This is a genomic window from Delftia sp. RIT313 (genome assembly GCF_000632165.1).
Taxonomy (GTDB): domain Bacteria; phylum Pseudomonadota; class Gammaproteobacteria; order Burkholderiales; family Burkholderiaceae_C; genus Comamonas; species Comamonas acidovorans.
The window spans coordinates 25,420-44,890 of the sequence record NZ_JFYT01000058.1 but is presented as its reverse complement, the minus strand read 5'-3'; the positions used below and the strand labels follow the sequence as shown (position 1 = coordinate 44,890).

At 62.1% G+C, this 19,471-nt stretch carries 17 protein-coding genes; 15 read left to right on the top strand and 2 right to left on the bottom strand.

Features of this window, described 5'->3' with window-relative positions; genetic code table 11:
- Positions 1-13 precede the first annotated feature (13 nt).
- The 13 genes from BW39_RS18225 (at position 14) to BW39_RS30455 (ending at position 13,691) form a co-directional block, all read left to right on the top strand.
- Positions 14-946, top strand: a complete 933-nt coding sequence (locus BW39_RS18225) for a phage tail tube protein (protein ID WP_043823511.1) — start codon at positions 14-16, stop codon at positions 944-946.
- Positions 947-1,068: 122 nt separating this feature from the next.
- Positions 1,069-1,389 (top strand): hypothetical protein, encoded by a 321-nt coding sequence (locus tag BW39_RS18220; RefSeq protein ID WP_043823510.1) that lies wholly within the window; start codon positions 1,069-1,071, stop codon positions 1,387-1,389.
- A gap of 68 nt (positions 1,390-1,457) precedes the next feature.
- Positions 1,458-1,802, top strand: a complete 345-nt coding sequence (locus tag BW39_RS18215; protein WP_043823509.1) for a DUF1799 domain-containing protein — start codon at positions 1,458-1,460, stop codon at positions 1,800-1,802.
- A 2-nt stretch (positions 1,803-1,804) separates the two neighbouring features.
- Positions 1,805-6,904, top strand: coding sequence for a phage tail length tape measure family protein (locus BW39_RS18210; RefSeq protein ID WP_052155370.1), 5,100 nt, complete (start codon positions 1,805-1,807; stop codon positions 6,902-6,904).
- A complete protein-coding gene (locus BW39_RS18205; protein WP_043823508.1) occupies positions 6,901-7,857 on the top strand; it encodes a hypothetical protein in 957 nt (318 codons plus the stop codon). The genes BW39_RS18210 and BW39_RS18205 overlap by 4 nt, the downstream gene beginning before the upstream one ends.
- A complete protein-coding gene (locus BW39_RS18200; protein WP_043823506.1) occupies positions 7,854-9,050 on the top strand; it encodes a hypothetical protein in 1,197 nt (398 codons plus the stop codon). The genes BW39_RS18205 and BW39_RS18200 overlap by 4 nt, the downstream gene beginning before the upstream one ends.
- Complete coding sequence (locus BW39_RS31145) at positions 9,047-9,748, top strand: hypothetical protein (RefSeq protein WP_152547264.1); 702 nt, start codon at positions 9,047-9,049, stop codon at positions 9,746-9,748. The genes BW39_RS18200 and BW39_RS31145 overlap by 4 nt, the downstream gene beginning before the upstream one ends.
- 12 nt (positions 9,749-9,760) lie before the next feature.
- Positions 9,761-10,303 (top strand): hypothetical protein, encoded by a 543-nt coding sequence (locus tag BW39_RS18195; protein ID WP_043823505.1) that lies wholly within the window; start codon positions 9,761-9,763, stop codon positions 10,301-10,303.
- 65 nt (positions 10,304-10,368) lie between these two features.
- Complete coding sequence (locus BW39_RS18190) at positions 10,369-10,695, top strand: hypothetical protein (protein ID WP_139223868.1); 327 nt, start codon at positions 10,369-10,371, stop codon at positions 10,693-10,695.
- Complete coding sequence (locus BW39_RS18185) at positions 10,692-11,141, top strand: D-Ala-D-Ala carboxypeptidase family metallohydrolase (RefSeq protein ID WP_043823504.1); 450 nt, start codon at positions 10,692-10,694, stop codon at positions 11,139-11,141. Before BW39_RS18190 ends, BW39_RS18185 begins: the two co-directional genes overlap by 4 nt.
- Positions 11,142-11,681 carry a DUF2514 family protein gene (locus BW39_RS30465; RefSeq protein ID WP_081816241.1) on the top strand — a complete coding sequence of 180 codons (540 nt, stop codon included), beginning with the start codon at positions 11,142-11,144 and terminating at the stop codon, positions 11,679-11,681. It begins immediately after the preceding gene.
- A 217-nt stretch (positions 11,682-11,898) separates the two neighbouring features.
- Positions 11,899-13,236 carry an AAA family ATPase gene (locus tag BW39_RS30460; RefSeq protein WP_081816240.1) on the top strand — a complete coding sequence of 446 codons (1,338 nt, stop codon included), beginning with the start codon at positions 11,899-11,901 and terminating at the stop codon, positions 13,234-13,236.
- Positions 13,233-13,691: a hypothetical protein gene (locus tag BW39_RS30455; RefSeq protein ID WP_081816239.1), complete on the top strand. Its 459-nt coding sequence runs from the start codon at positions 13,233-13,235 to the stop codon at positions 13,689-13,691. Before BW39_RS30460 ends, BW39_RS30455 begins: the two co-directional genes overlap by 4 nt.
- A gap of 71 nt (positions 13,692-13,762) precedes the next feature.
- Here the strand turns inward: BW39_RS30455 and BW39_RS18175 are convergent, their stop codons facing one another.
- Positions 13,763-15,409 carry a recombinase family protein gene (locus BW39_RS18175; RefSeq protein WP_081816238.1) on the bottom strand — a complete coding sequence of 549 codons (1,647 nt, stop codon included), beginning with the start codon at positions 15,407-15,409 and terminating at the stop codon, positions 13,763-13,765.
- Between BW39_RS18175 and rimO the strand changes: the two genes are divergently transcribed.
- Together rimO and adhP are read left to right on the top strand one after the other, a co-directional pair.
- Positions 15,408-16,802, top strand: a complete 1,395-nt coding sequence (gene rimO / locus BW39_RS18170) for a 30S ribosomal protein S12 methylthiotransferase RimO (protein WP_013803131.1) — start codon at positions 15,408-15,410, stop codon at positions 16,800-16,802. The genes BW39_RS18175 and rimO overlap by 2 nt on opposite strands.
- Before the next feature lie 150 nt (positions 16,803-16,952).
- Entirely contained in the window at positions 16,953-17,981 is a 1,029-nt protein-coding gene (adhP, locus tag BW39_RS18165; RefSeq protein ID WP_034391942.1) for an alcohol dehydrogenase AdhP, read from the top strand.
- A gap of 61 nt (positions 17,982-18,042) precedes the next feature.
- On the opposite strand, the gene BW39_RS18160 is transcribed toward adhP, so the two are convergent.
- Entirely contained in the window at positions 18,043-19,461 is a 1,419-nt protein-coding gene (locus BW39_RS18160; protein WP_043823501.1) for an MATE family efflux transporter, read from the bottom strand.
- Between the last annotated feature and the right edge of the window lie 10 nt (positions 19,462-19,471).

Genomic DNA, 19,471 nt, shown 5'->3' with positions numbered 1-19,471 from the left:
GAAAGGAATCCCCATGGCAAAGTCCATGAAACAGATGCTGCTGCTGGCCATGGTCCAGACGGCGGCGGGCACTGCGGCCACGCCTACGGCGGCGGCCAATGCCATCCTGTGCCGGGCGCTGATGCCCGAGCCCATCACGGCCGACCAGGTGGCGCGCGATCTGATCCGCCCCTACAAGGGCAACAGCGGCAAGCTCACGGCCGGCGAGCATCGCAAGCTGTCGTGCGAAGTGGAAATCGCCGGGAGCGGCACGCCAGGCGTGGCGCCTGCCTACGGCGATCTTCTGCAGGCCTGTGGCTTTGCGGAGACCGTCACGGCCGGCACCGATGTGCAGTACACGCTGGTGAGCGGCGGTGAGCCGCTGCTGACGCTGTATGGCTATCTGGATGGCACGCTGTTCAAGATCGTGGATGCCAAGGGTACGGTCAGCTTCGAGCTGAACCCCAAGGGCATCCCCGTCATGAAATTCGAGTTCCTGGGCGCTTACTCCAAGCCGGAAGAGGGCGCCATGCCCACGGGCGTGGATTACTCGAAGTTCATGCAGCCCAAGGTCGTCGGCAAGACCAACACGCCCACGCTCACCATCTTCGGGCACAGCGCCTGCACCAGCGCGTTTTCGGTCAACCTGGCCAATCAGTTGAACTGGCGCGAGCTGATCAACTGCGCAGGCGCGGCCAGTCCCGACCGCCAGCCCACGGGCTCCATCACCATGGAGTTTCCAAAGGTCACGACAAAGGACTGGACCGAGATCGTGCGCAACAGCGAGCGCGGCGCGGCCGTGATCGTCCACGGTGTGGACCCCGGCAACATCGTTGAGCTGCAGATGCCCAACATCCAGCCCGGCCCGTTCACGCTCAGCGATGACCAGGGCGTGGCAATGATGGCCTTGCCCTTCGACCTGGTGCCCATCGTCGGCGATGACGAATTGGTGCTGATCGTGCGCTGACGTGATTTCCCTTCCCTTGCCGCCAGAGGCCGCCTTGTGCGGCCTTTTGCTTTTGGTGCTCGCACGGGCCGCCGTGCGCCACCGCATCCGCTTCCCTTATTCAACAACTCTGGAGTTCATCCATGTTCAATCTCACCCCCTCGGAAACCTTCAAGGAAACCGTAAAGATTCAGGTCAAGACCGAAAGCGGCTCTTGGCGCGAAGAGTCGTTCACGGCGATTTTCCAGCGCTCCGATGAAGAGCGCCGCCAGGAACTGCACAACAAGCCCTTTGCGGAAGTCGTGGACGAATTCCTGGTGGGCTGGGAAATGAAGGATCTGCAGCGCATGCCCGTCGAGTTCACCCCGGACAACAAGGCCGCGTTCATGCGCCTGCCTGCCGCCGTGCGTGAAACGGCCATTACGTACCTGCGCACCAACGCGGGCGCCAAAGAAAAAAACTGATCGAGGCCGCGCGCTGGTGGGCGGGCATTCGCCCCTCGCCGGCCGATCCCTTCGCGCCGCAGGAATCCATGCTGGATGCAATGCGCGCGATGGGGGCGCCGGCCGGGGACATCGAGCGCGTGGCACAGGCCATTGCCGAGCAGCGCGCGGCCGTCGAGCAGCCCCCCGAGGAATTCGGGATCTACCGGGATAACTGGCCCGTCGTCACGGCCTGGCGGGCGCTGGAAACGCAATGGCATTTCGCGGGCATGGATGGCACCCGCATGGGCCTGCACTACGGCTGCGCCTCCGCCTGGCTGGACATGTTCGTGCCCCAGCGGCAGCGCCGCAAGGTGATGGTGGGCCTGATGGTCATGGAGCGCGGCGCGCTCGCGGCCATGAATGAAATCCGAGAACAAAGCAAGGAGGACTAGCAATGTCTGCATTGGGATCGCTGGTCGTCAAGCTCGCGCTGGAGTACGCGCAATTCAGCCAGGGGCTGCAGTCCTCTGAGCAGGATGTGAAGCAGCACGCCAAGCGCGTGCAGGATGCCTATGACAACATGGCCGCCGGCGTGTCGGCCCGCATGGACAGCCTCAAGGGCGCTGTGCTGGGCGCCATCGGCGGCGCGATCAGCGTGGTCGGAATCACCTCGGCCATCGCCAAGATCAAGCAGGAGACCATCGACGCCGAAAAGGAGCAGACCCAGCTCGCGGCCGCGATCAAGTCCACAGGTGGCGCGGCTGGCTGGAGCGTTGAACGGCTCAACGCCATGGCCGACAGCATGGAAAAGACCAGCACTTTCAGTGCGGGTCAGATCAACCAGGCGCAGACGCGCATGCTCAGCTATGCGGGCGTGGTGGGCGATCAGTTCCCGCGTGCCATGCAGGCCGTGATCGACATGTCCGAGCGCATGGGCTACGAGGTCACGGCCTCGGCCGAGACTATCGGCAAGGCGCTGGACGTGCCCAGCGAAGGGCTGACGGCGCTGTCAAAGCAGGGCTTTCGGTTCACTGATGCGCAAAAGGAGCTGGTCAAGCAGTTCGAGCGCACGGGCCAGACAGCCAAGGCGCAGGACATCATCCTGCAGGCCCTGGAGTCCAGCTATGGCGGCGCGGCCCAGGCCGCCCGGGACACGCTGGGCGGTTCGCTGACGGCTGTTGGCAACACCATCAACAGCCTCATGACGGCGGACAGCGCGAGCCTGCCAGGCCTGCGCGATAGCGTCGAAGGGCTCAACAGCACGCTCAACAGCGATGACGTGCGCAACGGCTTCCAGACCCTGATCAGCGGGCTGGTCGACGTGGGCAGCTTTGCCGCCAGCAGCATGGCGGGCATCGTCAAGCTGGGCCAGGCCGTGGCCGAGCACAAGGGCGAAATCGGCGTGGTGCTGGGCATGATCGCCGGCACGGCCACGGCGGCCGGGGCGCTGCAGGTTGCCAATGCCATCGGCGCCGCTGGCGGGGTGTGGGGGGCATTGACCAAGGTGCGCGGCGCGGTGATCGCGCTGAGCCTGGCCCTCGCGGCGAACCCGGCCACCCTGGTGCTGCTGGGCATTGGTGCGGCCACGGGCGCGGCCATTGCATCGAACCTGGGCGACCCAGTGGGTGACAGGCTCAGCAAGGAAATCGAATTCCAGACCGAGCGCCTGGCACAGGCCGAGGCCCTGCTTGCGCGCGCTGGTGGCCCTAAAGGGCAGATGACGGCCAAGCTTGAAGAGCGCATTGCCGGCATCAAGAGTCATCTGGATGTCCTGCGAACCGCGGCCGGCGCGGCAAAGCCAGCCGTTGAGGAGGTGGCGACTCAGGTTGCCGGTGTGGCGGCGGCCGCCAACAGCACGCAGATCCCGCTGGGCCAGTCCGAAGACTGGATCAAGAAATACGGCACGGCGGCGCAGAAAGCCGCGCTGGAAGTCGAGGAATGGAAACGCAAGCTCGGCTCTGCATTCACGCCCGAGATGCAGCGCCAGGTCGAAGAGACCTATGCCAAGCAGGATGCGGGGGCCAAGGCCAGCGCGCAGTCGGCCAAGCAGTTGCAAACCAGCTACGACAACCTGCTGCAGTCCATCGCAGAGAAGACGGCAGAGCAGCGACAGGAATTGTCCAGCGGCGAAGCCTTGACCGAGTCCGACAAGATCCGCATCAAGTTCAATGAGGATCTGAAAGACAGCCTCAAGGGCCTGACAGCCGCCCAGCGCGCCAACGTGCTGGCCAAGATCGACACGCTGGCGGCGCTGGAGAAGGAAAACGAGGCCGCGAAGAAGGCAAAGAAGGCCACTGAGGAAGAGCGCAAGTACCGCCAGGAATGGCTTGGCATACAGGCCAAGACGGTCGAAGAGCTGGAGGCCGGCAACAAGTCCCTGCGCGAAGAGATTGAGCTGATCGGCCTGAGTGCGGACCAGCAGCGGGCGGTCCTTGAACTGCGGCAAATGGCTGTGATCCTGTCCAAGGAACAGCAGCTGGCCGAGATGGAGCGTGCTGCTGCCTTGACCGGCACCATGACGGCCGAGCATGCGCTGCTGCAGCAGGAAATCGCCCTGCTGCGCGAGCGCCTGGCCCTGACCTCCCAGAAGGACGGGAAAGAGGCCGCTGCCAAGGCTTCGGCCGCCAGCGTGACCGAATGGCAAAAGGGCGTTGACCAGATCGGCCAAAGCCTCACGGACCAGCTGATGGCCGGAGGGCGGTCGTTCGGCGACTACCTCAAGAACCTGGCGCGGACGTTGATCCTGCGGCCGCTCATCATGCCGATGGTGCAGCCTGTGGCCGCCTATGCGGCGAACATGCTGGGCTTGTCTGATGGCGGTGGTACGCAGGGCAATGCCCTGGCTGGCGTCAAAAGCGTGACGGATATCTGGTCTTCTTTCTCGGGCGGCAGCTCGGGAGTGGTCGCATCGGGCGTGATCGGTCTGGGCAAGCTCATGGGCAGCAGCTTCCTGGGTGAGCTGGGCGCTGGCATCGCTGCAGGCGGGCAGCTTGGAATCGGTGGCGTGGCTTCCCTATGGGGATCTGCCAGCGGCACGACTGCGGCCGGCATGGGATTGGGCGCTGCCATTCCCTACATCGGCGTTGCGATTGCGATTTTCTCGCTGCTCAAGAGCGGCTTGTTTGGTTCCCGTGGCCCCAACCACTCGGGCGGTGTCTATTCGACCAGGACGGACGACTGGGACGACGCCACAAAGCAGGCCCTGGGCAAGGATGCGTGGGGCAATGCGCTGGGCGACTTCACCAAGCGCGGCAACAAGGAACTGGGCGAGCAACTGGGCACCACGGTGAAAGCCTTGGCCGAGGTCTACAAGTCCCTGTCCAAGTACGCGAGCGGCAACGTGCGAGAGGTGGACATTGCCGCAGGCTTTGCGACCAACCCGAAGTATGGCGATGAGGACGCCCACGGCTATTTCCAGATCATCGACAAGGTGACGGGAGAAGTGCTCAAGTCGTACAAAAACCGCGACTTGGGCAACGACCCGGAAAAGGCCTTCACGCAGTTCGTCGCCGACATGGGCGGCGCCCTGGTGGGTGAGCTGAAAAAAGCCGACCTGCCGGCATGGATGCGCGATGTCTTTGATGAGCTGGGCGACGACATCACGCTGGAAAGCTTCAACGCGATGCTGCAAAAGGTCCAGCTCACGGCCACGGCGGTGGAGGGCTGGACAAACAACATCGTCAACTTCGGCGAGATGGGCGACAAGGCAATTGCCAAGCTCATCAAGGAGATGGGGGGCATCGAGAACGCGATAGCGGGCATCGACGCCTTCTATGCCGGCTTCTACACGGAAAGCGAACGGGTCGAGAACGCCGCGAAGGTGCTGGACAAGTCGCTGAAGGATCTGAAGCTGGAGATTGACCCGCGTCAGGGCCAGGCCGCGAAAGAGCAGTTCCGCAAGCTGATCGAAGCGGCGATGGCCGCCGGCGATGTCGAGCTGCTCGCCAAGCTGCTGCCCATGGCACAGATGTTCGGCGAGGTGGCCGATGCTGCTGGCCGCGTGCTGGATGGTTTGAAGGAGGACCGCTCCAAGCTGGAAGCCGAGTACCTGCGCGCGACGGGCCAGACGGACAAGTACCGCGAGGCCCTGCGCAAGCTGGCGACCGAGGGCATGAGCGAGGCCGAGCGCGCAGCCTGGGACTACAACGAGGCCCTGCGCGCCGAGATTGCGGCCCGCGACAAGCAGACGGATCTGGAGCGGCAGTTGCTGGAGCTTTCCGGCGACACGGCCGAGCTGCGCCGGCGCGAGCTGGCCGCGCTGGACCCGAGCAACCGCGCGCTGCAGCAGCGGATATGGGCGATTGAGGACGAGCGCGAGGCCGTGACAGCGGCTCACGATCTGTTCCGGCGCGCGTACCAACGCGACCGCGATGCGCTGCAGGGCCAGGCGTCAACGCTGCAAAGCACCATCAGTGCGATCAGCTCGGCCGTGAGCATGCTCAACAGCACGGCCAATGACTTGTGGGGCAGCGTGGACAGCACGCGGCAACTGCTGGCAGCGCAGGGGATGGTCTACATCGAGCGCGCGCTGGCAGGCATGCGTGCCGGGGCTTCGGTCACGGACTATGCAGGCCTGCAGGACGCCATCGGTGCAGCGCGCAATGGCATCACCAGCGGGGAGTACACCAGCGAGTTTGAACGCCGGCGCGACACCAAGGTGCTGGCGGGCCAACTGGCCGAGATGGGCGAGATTGCCGGCATACAGCTGTCGTTTGAAGAGCGGCAACTGAAGGCGGTGCAGACCCAGATCGAGCAGCTGGATGCCCTGGCCAATACCGCTGACGAACTCGTCAACGGCACGGCTGCGCTCAGCGACACGGTGCGGGGCTATTTCGACAAGCTGCTGGCACTCATCGCTCCCAAGACCACCACGCCAGGCCAAAAGCCCGGCGGCAGCAATGGAGGCGGGGCGGTGCTGGGTCCGGGCGGCGAGGTCAGCACTGAGCCGGTGGACGCCAAGTATTCGCGGCCGCGCTTCGATGGTGTCAGCGGCACCTGGTACGAGCCGGTGATTGATCCGGGAACCATCAACCGCCTCGACGGGCTGTATGACAAGTACCACGCCTATGACGGCACGGGCGACCTCAACGGCCTCATGCAAAGCATGCGCGATGCAGGGGCCACGCTCTCGGATCTGGAGGCGCTCAGCGGGTACTACGCCCGGGATTGGGCCGAGGTCGAACGGATCACGGGCATCAAGTTGCGCGCTTTCGATATCGGAACCAACTACGTCCCGTTCGACATGCCGGCCATCGTGCATGCGGGCGAACGCATCGTGCCTGCGGCCGACAACCGCAGGCTGATGGCTGCGCTGGATGGTGCTGGCGGCCCTGCAGGCGGGGCAGTGCTGGAGGTGCTGCAGGCGGTGCGCGAAGGGATCGATGCCCTGCGCGAAGCGGCCGAAGCAACCGCAGGACACACGAGCGTGCTGCCCGATTACACGGACCAGCGCGACCGCGTGAGCGGCGGCGGAAATGCGGACTACGTGGTGATTGCCAATGTGGAAGAGGTGGCCGAAAAGCTGGCGAAGGTATTGGAGAAAGGAACGGCATGAACATACTTTTGCCCATCACGATCACGGAAGCCATGATTGCGGCCGGGACCACCATCCCGGCCGTCGATGCGGGCATGGGGGAGGTGGCATGGGTGGCCGGCGACTATGCGCTGGGCGCCCGGCTCACCTACAAAGGGTGGACCTGGCAGTGCACCAAAGCCATTGCCGGTGCCCCCGTCAATGCCTACACGCCCGACGATCCGCGCGCATCGCAGCACTGGGAAAAGGATGAGACCTCTCCCACGAATCGAATGGCGCCGTTTGACGAATATGTCTTCACTGCAGCCAAGCAGCGCGGGGGCCTCAAGTACGTCTTGACGCCCCCGTTTTTCAATGGCGTGGCGATGTACGGCGTGGAAGCGGACCAGACCGATATCAAGGTCTATGAGCCAGGTGCTGCACCTGGTGCGCCGCCCATTCACTCGCATGGGCAGACCATGTGGGAACAGGCGTTCGGCGAGTGGGAATACCTGTTCGGCAACCTCGAAAAAACCAACAAGTACACGGGCTCGGGTTATCCAATCCGGCCCGTGTCTTCGTTGGAAATCACGCTGAGCCGCAGCGATCCGCAGGCCATGGCCGAGCTGGGCTATCTCAGCATCGGCCAATGGCAGCAGCTGCTCGCACCGTTGTCCGACAAGGGCGGCACGGAGTTTGGCGCGGAGGTTTCGCCCAAACGCTATGGCCTCTGGAAAGCCAACGGCGACGGCACCTACCTGCGGCAGAAAGGCCGCGTGGCCAAGCTCATCACCGCATCGGTGCTGATCAATGCCAAGGACGCCCCGCGCGTCTCGCGGCTGCTGGAAAAGATCATCGATATCCCCGTGGCTGTCGAGGCCAGCGATCTGCCGCAGTACGGCCATATCTCAACGGTGGGTTTTGTTACCGGCACGGTGCGCGCCGAGCGCGCCACTTTCGCAAGAGTCAATATCAAAGTAGAGGGCAACGTATGAGCCTGATCCCTGAAATCCCGGCGGCACCCTTTGTGCCGCTGTATCCGGCCCTGGGGAGCCTGAATTTCAACCAGGAGGCGTATGCCTATGGCACGGCCATGCCTGGCGTAACGGCCAAGCTGCGGGAGATTGCAGCCGCCTGTCGCGAATGCGCGCTCGCTGCGCGCGAAGATGCGATGTCTGCCGAGTCCTCGCGCATGCTGTCAGCGCAACAGGCTGACCAAGCCATGAGCTACCGCAACCAGGCTGCGAACTCGGCGACGGCGGCAGCTGGCAGCGCGTCAACGGCCAGCACACATGCGAGCAATGCCGTGGGTGCTTACACGCAGATGCAGGCCCTTTATCTGGGTGCGAAGGCCTTGAACCCTGCCAAGGACAACCAGGGCAATGCGTTGCAGATCGGTGCCTGGTATACCTACGTTGGCTCGGACCCCGCTTTGAAAGGGGTGTGGCTCTGGTGGGATGGAGACGGCTGGAATCCCGGCATCGGTCCGGTCATCGGCACACTGATGCCCAAGTCCGGGGGCAAATTCTCTGGCTATGCATCGGGTCCTTCCGGGGCGACGGGTGAGCAGTTTCCACAGGCCCAGGAAGTGCTGCCACGCAAGGTCGTGAACCTTGCCGCAGGCACGGGCGATCTGAACACGCTGCCGCATGAGGTGTTGTTTGCGGATGGTGCGGGCCTGGCCAATCAGCCGCCTTCGGGCGACAACTGGCACTACTACTTTCAGATACCGCATTCGTCACCCAACTACAAGCTGCAGATTGCTGGTGGACTCACAGCGGGCACCCCGCTGTTCTTTCGTCGGCAGGTCAATGGCAGTTGGATATGGCCGGGCTGGCGGCGCTTGCTCGACAACATTGACTGTATCCCCGGCCTGAAGACGGAGGCCATCGCCGTTGGTGTCACGGACTGGGAGGTGGACCCGGGGCAAGGAATGATCCAGCAGGTTTCCATCTCCGGCCCCACAAAGTTCTGGCTCAAAGGTCCGCGCCGAGGTGGAGACACAGTGATGCTCAAGGTGCAATTCCTCGGAGGCATTCAGAGCATCGGTTTTGACGCTGCTTCGGTGATTCCCCCGAAAAACCCAATACCAACCTATGCCACGAACGAGGTATTGACCATGCTGTTTATCAATCGTGCAGGCTCGGCTAAGTACGACCTCTACTACTGCGGAGTGCATCCCGCATGACGCCGTTCTACTTGCTCGCGGCGGCAACCAAAACGGCCGTGCTCAACATCAATGCGTCCATCTGGAAACCGAACCTGCTGGCTCTTGCCCAGGCTGCAGGTTGGGGGCCGGGCATGCTTCTGAATGTCAATGTCGCTGCTGGCGTCAACGTCTGCAACTTCGTGATCACCGGCTTTCCTCACGACAGCGTCACGCTGACGAACCGGGGTGTCATAGGTGGCGAAGCGGGGGGCGGCGTGGGCCTGAAAACGGATGCGCGGTGCCGGGTGGACAACCTGGGTGGTCGCATCTTCGGAGGCGGCGGAAATGGCGGCGATGGCGGTGGCTCATCGTGCTTTTACAACAGCACATACCTCAGTGGATGGGGCGGAGCAGGTGGCGGCGGCGCTGGCTTTATTGGATCAGGCAACTCGGTTGTGATGATCGCTGCATCAGCTGGATCGCCGGGCACCTATCAAATTTATACGGGCGCCTTGCTGGGTGGGCATTCCGCGCCTTGGGTGCAGGGTGGCCAAGGTGGGGATGGCGGGGCGACCGGGTTCTCTGGGGGCGAGGGGGACGTGGGGAAATATGGCGGCACTGCGAGCGGCGCGGTCAACGAGGTTGGATATCGCGGCGGCCGGGCCGGCAATGCAGTCGAGGGAAATGCTCTCATCACATGGATTGCCGAGGGCACGATCACAGGCCCCCGGGTTTGAGGAGAGATTCTGATGCACTACATAGACAAGGAAACGAATGATTGGCCGTTGAGTGTGGATGCAATAGCGCAGGAAAACCCCGACTGGGCGAATCCCTGGCTGCTGCCTCGCTACGCGCCGATCACCGAGGCGGCAGCAACCATTGAGTACGACCGACTCACGCAAAAGCTGGCTCATAAATCTGTGCTCGACGTGATCGACGGCGTGCATGTCTGGGGCTGGGAAGCCGTGCCGCTGGATGCCCAAGAGTTGGCTGAAATGCAGGCAAAGGAAGAGGCACGCAGGCAGGCTCAGCTTGAGGCCATGCGCCTGGCGCGCCGGGTCACAAAACGCCAGGCGTTGCTAGCTCTCTGGGATCTGTGCGAGATCAAGGAGTCGGACATCCTGGCCGTCATCGACGCTGTTGAGGATGCAGGCGCACGCTACAGGATGCAAGTGGATTGGCAGGGCGCGCTCTACATCGAGCACGACAGCCCCACGGTGCTGCTGCTTGCTCAGGCTCTCAACATCACGCAGCGGCTCGGAGAGCTGTTCGACTATGCGGCGACGCAATAGCTGCACACAACGCGACCCCATCACAACCCGCCTCGGCGGGTTTTTTCATGCCCGGAGGAGGGCACATGGACAACAACTGGTTCGATCAACTTCTACCCAAAGTGCCGGGGATTCTCGGCAGTGCAGGAGCGCTTATGTGGATGCAAGGTACATGGCCGCGTAAGGGGGCAATGCTGGTGCTCGGGATCGCGGCGAGCAACTACGGTACGCCTGACTTCGTGGTGGCGACAGGCCTTTCCGAGGGGCTGGCCGGTTTCGTTGTCGGCATGTTCTCGATGACTGCGGCCGACTGGGTGTTCCGGGCGTGGGATCAGTTCGCGCTCGGGCCGTTGCTCAATGAGTGGGTGCGCAAGCGCCTGGGCCTGCCGCCAAAGGATGGGGGTGCTGTATGACCCCCCATTTCAGCTTGGCTGAACTCACGGCCAGCGCCACGGCGCAGCGCCAGGGCCTGGACAACACGCCCACGCCCGAGGCCCTGCAGCGCCTGGCGCTCACGGCCGCGATGCTGGAGCGCGTGCGCGCCCATCTGGGCGTGCCAATCATCGTGACCAGCGGCTACCGCTCGCGCGCTGTCAATGCGGCCGTTGGCGGCGTCATAAGCAGCGACCACGCGATAGGAGCGGCAGCTGACATCATCGCTCCGAAGTTTGGCACGCCGCACGCCGTGGCCAAGGCCCTGGCCCCTCAAGTCAACTCCCTCGGCATCGGGCAAATCATCTATGAGAGCGTGGGCGGCAAGCACTGGGTGCACCTGTCCACGCGCGTGCCGGACAAGCCCGTGAACCGCGTGATCACCGTCAGCGGAAAAAACACACTGGCGGGCATCCAGGAGGTCTAGATGCTGGCACTCCTCAAATCCCGCGCCTGGCAGTTCCTCGCCCTGTTGCTGGCCGCGCTGCTGCTGTGGCAGAGCGTAGGCCATCTGGTCGCTTTGCGCGCCGCCGACAAGGCCCGCGCCGACCTGGCTACCGAACGCGCGGCCGCAGCTGCAGCGGCTGCCGATACCTCCGAACGCTATCGAAAACTGGAAGGCACCTACCGTGAAAATCTCGACTCAATCACCCGTGAGGCGCAGCATGCGCAGGCGCGCGATGCAGCTGACGCTGCTGCTGCCCGCGCTGTTGCTGGCCGGCTGCGCGACGACCTCTCCGACTACCTCACCCGTCACCGTGCGGCCGCCAATGCTCGCGCCGCTGCCGGACAGTGCTCGCCAGACAACGGCGCCCTCGATCTGCTTGCCGAGTTGCAGCGCCGCGCTGATGAGCGAGCGGGAGAACTGGCGCGCATTGCTGACGACGCCCGGATGCGGGGGCTTGCTTGCGAGCGAGCTTACATCGCAGGCCGGGCCATGAACGAAGTCATGCTCGGTGAGCAATGAACTTGCACCCCCACATGCAAACTAGTTGATAAATTCTTCTCAGGAACTGCTGAGCACCGTGTGATCAGGTGTGCTATCCGTCAAGACAAGCTACTCTGCTGTTTCCCTTTGTTGGTGATTTGTAGTGTAATGCTCTTGTATCAATTTTTTGCGGATCATAGGATTCTGTCAAAAAAAATAATGATAGGCGTTAATTTTCTAACCTTGGATAAATGCGATGCTGATCGAGTTCAGTCTAAAAGAGTTCAAGAGTTTTCGTGAGGCGACGTTGCCGCTGGGGCCTTTGACCGTTTTAATTGGTGCAAATGCAGCCGGGAAAAGTAATGCTATAGAGGCGCTTCGCTTGCTTTCTTGGCTTGCTCAAGGACAAAAACTCACATCTATTCAGTATGAGGTAAATAAGGCTGATCGTGTTGTCCGTGGTAGAGTCTCTGATCTCTGTCATAAAGGGGAAACGAAATTCACGCTTGGCTGTAGAACAGATGATAGTGAATGGAATTTGTTGGAGATGCAATTATCCCTCCGAGATGGGGAATTGCATATAACTAGCGAAAAAGTCGACGACTACTTTCAGCGTGTTCCGCTCTATACAATGGATCGCCCGTCGATTAATTTAAGTACTGATGCGGGCGTTGCATATAATAATTTCGCGACAGGAGGAAATAAACCGCACGTTACAGTTAGCGATCAAATGGCCGTATTCGTTCAATTTGAGAGCGCTGCTAGATTTGGTGCGGGGCATAAAAAAGCACAGGAAGTCATTCCGAAAGTAGCCAAGCGATATCAGAATATTTTGTCAAATATTCTATTTTTAGATCCTGTGCCAGCTAGGATGCGTGAATATAGTTTCACGACTGATAAAAGGCTTCTCGGAGATGGAACAAATCTCTCCAGTGTTTTGCATAGACTTTGGGGGGAGGATTCTGATTCTCAGGATGAGCCATATGCGACGCAGCGCAGAGACATATTGGACTTTATTCAGAGCTTGCCAGAGCAAGATATATCTGGATTGAGTTTTCTAAGGGGGCCGCGAAGTGAAGTCATGGTGCAAGTTCAGGAGACATTTGGGGGAAACCCGAGAGATTACGACGCTTCACTTCTATCAGATGGAACCTTGCGGGTGCTGGCTGTGGCTGCAGCTATGCTATCTGCTACTGAAGGAAGCCTAGTGGTTATTGAAGAAATCGACAACGGTGTGCATCCAAGTCGAGCGCGGCATTTGCTGGATAGTATTCGAGCCATTGCTGAGCGTAGAAAGCTGAGAGTTTTATTGTCTACGCATAATCCAGCAATGCTGGATGCACTGCCTGATGTCGCTGTTCCTGACGTGGTTTTTTGCTATCGTGATCCATCTGGTGGAGATAGTAAACTGATCCGCATGCACAATATTCCTGATGTTCCAGATCTTCTAATACAAGGACCACTGGGTCAACTAATGACGTCGGGGACGCTAGAGAGGTTTGTTAAAAATCACAAAGGACCACGTTCTAGAAAAATGAAGGCACAGGCTTGGCTTGAATCTTTAAAGGCGCAAAATGATGGAGAGGAAAGATGAGCGCTATTGTGATTGTTGATACTTCGGTCTTCTTAAATATTCTTAATGTGCCGGGAATGAATAATGACTGGGAAGATGTTTATAAAGAGTTGGAGCGGCTTATTGAAGCTGAAGATCATCTTTTCATACCGATGGCGGCGATTGTCGAAACTGGAAATCATATAGCGCAATTAGCCAATGGGGCGCAAAGACGTAGTGTCGCTAAGCGATTTGTTGATAACGTTCGCCAGGCATTAAACGACGAAGCACCATGGAAGCCAATAAATTTCCCAACAAATAACGAAGTGCTCGGATGGTTGGATTGCTTTACAGAGGCTGCTACTCATGGAATGGGCGTGGGGGATTTGTCTATAAAGAAAGAATGGGAGACTCTTTGCGAAAGACACAGTATGAGTCGTGTCAGAGTATGGACGCTAGATGCCGATCTTGGTGGGTTGGATCGTATTCCTCATTGATGCTCTGAGAATTAAAGTGAAAATAATTTTGTGAGGTATTTTTTGTTTGGAGTAGGGCGGTATTTATGAAATTAGTCTGTTTTAGCGCTTTGCTCCCCCGCAATCCAATTCCCCTGTCTATCGACTGTTATAAGTCTTGCTATACCGCCGCGTGCTATTAGCACAAGGTCAATTTTGTATTCCCTCTCAGAGGCGGCTGGGTTTGGATTGACGCCTCGCGCGTACACTACGATCCGCTCAAAGGTGTCTGCGATAAGCTGACGGGCCTGCAGTCTGGGCTCAATCTCTTGAGCCTCCACGCCGACAGCTAGAGCGCGCCAAGCGGCATCGGCGCTGCTGACTTCTGTGCGCGCCGCGCCTGCCAGGTCCAGTTCGGCGGCTTGCAGCCTAGCTTGAGCACCGGCCAGATCAACCTCCAACTGGCGAGCGCGCCGAGCGAAAACTGCCGGCGTGCCCTCGTCGGCGCTGGCCAGCATCGCGTCGGTGAGCTTGTCAAGCTGGACGCTGATCTGGTCCACTTCCCGGCGGGCTGCTGCCACCTGGGCGCGCGGCACCTGGCTGCGGTCCGCCCCATACAGCGCCTGCAGGTTCACTATGTCGCTGCAATAGGACATGATGGCACGCTCTACCGGCGCCACGCTGGTGCTCCCAAATACTGCGCATCCACCGCCATAGGCCGCAGCCGAGGCGCAGAGCAGCCGCCGGTATCCGTCCCGTATTCGCCCATCGGGCAGGCGCTTCTTTGTGGCCAGGTGCTGGCCAGACATGGGCCGGCCGCAGTAGCCGCACACGGTAATGCCGAGGCCGGTGATGATGTGGGGCAGATCGCCCTTGACCCGCCGGCGGCCGCTTTGCGCGGCTACCCGCTGCAGCTCAGTCCACTCACCTGCACTCAGGACGGCGGGATAGTAGCCCTTGAGCTGGTATTCCTCGCCGTCAAGACTCACTGGCTTGATGCCCGCGAGCTGGGGCATCTTGATGATGCGATAGACCTGGGTTGTGACGTTGACTGGCGTTGTCGAGTACAGCCGCAACCCTTCGGCATCGAGCCGCTGCACGATGCCTTTGCCCCCGTGCCCTTGCGTGTACAGCTCAACGGCCCTGCGCACAGCCGCTGCACGCTCGGGGTCGATTTCCCACCCCGTTTCTGTCTCCTTGATCCATTCGGGGTCATGTCCCTGGCGCACTCGTCCCCGGTACGTGCCGTTCTGCCATCCTTCGCACAGGCGTCTGATGCTGGCCTTGACCCGCTTGCTCTTCGTGTCGCTTTCTTCGTGCGCGCGGATCATCACCAGCAGGCTGTAGACCAGATCCATGGGGTTTTCTTTGAGCCGTGTGCGGCTGTAGGCCTTTCCGTCGCTCGCTGTGACCACAGTGATGCCCGCATTTACAATCTGGGCCAGTTGCGCCTGAGCCTGGATGGGCTCTGCGCGAGAGAGGCGGTCCAGCCCCTCCACGATCAGCACAGATCCATGCGGTACACGCCCGTCCTCCACGGCCCGCAGGAACACCCCGAGCGCACCACTTTTAATGTGCTGCTGGTGGTAAGCGCTCAGGCCCTCGTCGCGGAGGGTCAGGCTGCTGTCGAGCTGCAGGCCGTGCTCTGAGGCCCATTTTTCCGCGTATGCCAGCTGCCTGTCCGTGCTGCTCCCCGTTGACTGCTTGGGGTCCGAGAACCGCAGGTAGCTATAGACAAGACCTTTAGAAGTTTTTCCCATGAATGAAACTGCTGTCAAAGTGGATCGGCTGCCCCGTATAGGTATGGTATCCCTCGGGTGCCCAAAGGCACTCACGGACTCCGAACTCATCCTTACCCAGCTCAGCGCCGAGGGCTACCAGACCTCCAAGACCTTCGAGGGCGCTGACCTGGTGATCGTCAACACCTGCGGCTTCATCGATGACGCCGTGCGCGAGAGCCTGGACACCATTGGCGAGGCGCTGGCCGAGAACGGCAAGGTCATCGTCACGGGCTGCCTGGGTGCCAAGGCGGGCAAGGATGGCGGCAACCTGATCCAGGAAGTGCACCCCAGCGTGCTGGCCGTGACCGGGCCGCACGCCACGCAGGAGGTGATGAACGCCGTCCACACCCATCTGCCCAAGCCGCACGATCCCTTCATCGACCTGGTGCCGGGCGCCTTTGGCGAGGCGGGCATCAAGCTCACGCCCAGGCACTACGCCTACCTGAAGATTTCCGAGGGCTGCAACCACCGCTGCACCTTCTGCATCATTCCCTCCATGCGCGGCGACCTGGTCTCGCGTCCCGTGGGCGATGTGCTCAAGGAGGCGCGTGCGCTGTTCGAGGGCGGCGTCAAGGAGCTGCTGGTGATCAGCCAGGACACCTCGGCCTATGGCGTGGACGTGAAGTACCGCACGGGCTTCTGGGACGGCAAGCCGGTGAAGACGCGCATGCTCGAACTGGTGCAGACGCTGGCCGAGATCGCCGAGCCCTATGGCGCCTGGGTGCGCCTGCACTATGTCTATCCGTACCCCAGCGTGGACGAGATCATTCCGTTCATGGCCACGGGCCGCGTGCTGCCCTATCTGGACGTGCCTTTCCAGCACAGCCATCCCGATGTCTTGAAGCGCATGAAGCGCCCCGCCAACGGCGAGAGGAACCTGGAGCGCCTGCAGCGCTGGCGCGAAATCTGCCCGGACCTGGTGATCCGTTCCACCTTCATCGCGGGATTCCCCGGCGAGACCGAGCAGGAGTTCGAGCACTTGCTGCAGTTCCTGCGCGAGGCGCAGATCGACCGCGCGGGCTGCTTTGCCTACAGCCCGGTCGAAGGCGCTGCCGCCAACGAGATTCCCGGCATGCTGCCCCTGGAAGTGCGTGAGGAGCGCCGCGCGCGCTTCATGGCCGTGGCCGAAGAGGTTTCCACTGCGCGCCTGCAAAAGCGCGTGGGCCAGACCATGCAGGTGCTGGTGGACAAGTCCGTGGGCCTGGGCAAGAAGGGTGGCGTGGGCCGCAGCTATGCCGATGCCCCCGAGATCGACGGCCTGGTGCATCTGCTGCCGCCCGAGAAGGCCAGCAAGACCTACAAGGTGGGCGACTTCGTGAAGGCGCGCATCGTGGGCACGCAGGGTCACGACCTGGTGGGCCAGCCTGTGTAAGGCCTGCATTCGCATCCCTGAAAAGCGGGCAAGGTTTTCCTTGCCCGCTTTTTTTGTCCTTGATGGTCCAAGGCCTGATTTTGATCAAGGCGTTCAGGTCGCTTCGCTGAAATGCTGTACCTACTTTGACGCAAAGAAAGGATGGCGCGAATGAACAGGACCATGAAGGCCGCCGTGGTGCGGGAGTTTGGCAAGCCGCTCACCATCGAGGAAGTCCAGGTGCCCAGGCCCGATCCCGGCCATGTGCTGGTGAAGATCGAGGCCTGCGGCGTCTGCCATACCGACCTGCACGCGGCGCAGGGCGACTGGCCCGTCAAGCCCAATCCGCCTTTCATCCCCGGCCACGAAGGCGTGGGCTATGTGGCCGCCGTGGGCGCGGGCGTCACCCATGTGAAGGAGGGCGACCGCGTCGGCATTCCCTGGCTGTACACGGCCTGCGGCCATTGCGAGCATTGCCTGGGCGGCTGGGAGACGCTGTGCGAGCAGCAAAAGAACACCGGCTACTCCGTCAACGGCGGCTTTGCGCAGTACGCGCTGGCCGATGCCAATTTCGTGGGCCTGCTGCCCGGCAGCGTGGACCTGATCGAGATCGCTCCCGTGCTGTGCGCGGGCGTCACCGTCTACAAGGGCCTGAAGGTCACCGACACCAAACCCGGCAACTGGGTGGTGATCTCGGGCATCGGCGGCCTGGGCCACATGGCCGTGCAGTACGCCAAGGCCATGGGCCTGAATGTGGCGGCGGTGGATGTGGATGACGACAAGCTGGCGCTGGCCAGGCGCCTGGGCGCACAGGTCACGGTCAATGCCATGACCACGGACCCTGCGGCCTACCTGAAAAAGGAGATTGGCGGCGCACACGGCGCCCTGGTGACGGCGGTATCGCCCAAGGCCTTCGAGCAGGCGCTGGGCATGGTGCGGCGCGGCGGCACGGTGTCGCTCAACGGCCTGCCGCCCGGGAGCTTCCCGCTGCCCATCTTCAACATGGTGCTCAGCGGCGTGACCGTGCGCGGCTCCATCGTGGGCACGCGGCTGGACCTGCAGGAGTCGCTGGACTTCGCGGCCATGGGCAAGGTCAAGGCCACCGTGTCCACCGACCGGCTGGAGAACATCAACGACATCTTTGCGCGCATGCATGAAGGCAAGATCGAAGGGCGCGTGGTGCTGGACCTGAACGCCTGACGCCTTGCCCACCCCAAAAAACAGGCTTCCCTCGGGAAGCCTGTTTTGCATGGCGCACGCCCTACACCATGCGGCGGATCGGGCGCTTCTTCCAGACCAGCTTGTAGTAGGCGGTCTGAAGGCACAGCGTCAGGGTGTAGGACAGCGGAAGCGCCATCCAGATCCCCATCAGCCCGAAGCCGCGGCTCAGCCACCAGGCCATGGGCAGCTCCAGCACGGCGAGCACCGTGATGGTGATGGCCGTGGGAATGACCACATCGCCGCTGGCACGCATGATGGACGACAGGGCAATGAAGCAGCCCAGCAGCAGGCCGCTCCACAGCACGATGTACAGCAGCTCGATGGCCAGTACCAGCACCTGCTCGTCGGTGATGAACATGCCCAGCAGCGGCCGTGCGAACAGGCTGCCGATCAGGGCCAGGGCGGCGCCCAATGCCAGGTTCATGCGGATGGCCGTGGCCGTGATGGCTCCCAGGCGCTCGCTGCGGCCCGCGCCGATGGCCTGGGCTCCGAGGATGGAGGCCGTGATGGCGACCGAGATCACGGGAAACTGCGCAAACGAGTTGATCTGGTTGACCGCACCATAGGCGGCCGTGGCGCTGGAGCCGAAGCCGTTGACCAGCGACACGACGACCAGCCCGGCCATGGACGAGGCAATCATCTGCACGCCCGTGGGAATGCCCACGCGCAGGATGCTCTTGAGCAGGGTCCGGTCAATGCGCATGGCCTTCCACAGCGCGGCATTGGGCGCCAGCGGGCTGCCGATGCGGCGCAGCCGCCAGCCCAGCCAGGCCAGCGCCAGGGTGAAGCCCAGGATCATGGACACGCCCGCGCTGGCCACGCCCAGGCGCGGCAGGCCGGCCCAGCCCGCGATCAGCGCCGGGGTGCAGGCCAGGCCCGTGCCCGTGGAGATCAGCAGGGCCAGCATGGGCGAGACCGTGTCGCCCACGCCGCGCAGCAGCGAGGTGGCCAGCAGGAACACGAACAGCCCCGGCATGCCCAGCAGCACGATGCGCGAGTACAGCGTGGCCTGCTCCATGATGTCGGGCGGCGTGCCCAGCAATCGCATCAGCGGCTCGGTGAACAGCCCGCCGAACAGGGCCACGATGGCGCCAAACAGCAGTCCTATGCACATGGCCGTGCCTGCAATCGCGCGCAGCTTGTCATGCATGCGCGCGCCGTAGGCCTGGCCGATCAGCACCGAGGAGCCCGCGCCCAGGCCGATCACGAAGGCGATGAAGAGGAACATCACCGGAAAGAAGGCCGCGACGGCGGCCAGCGCCTGCACGCCCAGCATCTGGCCGATGAAGACGCTGTTGATGGTGCCCGACAGCGATTGCAGGATGTTGGCCAGCACCATGGGGCCCAGGAACACCAGAAAGGTGCGCCACAACGGCTGGCTGCCGGCAATGGGCGGCCCGCCGTGGCTGGATGCGGCAGGCGCGGCGGCCTGGGGCAGGGGTTCGGTTGATTTCGTCATGTTGTGTCTG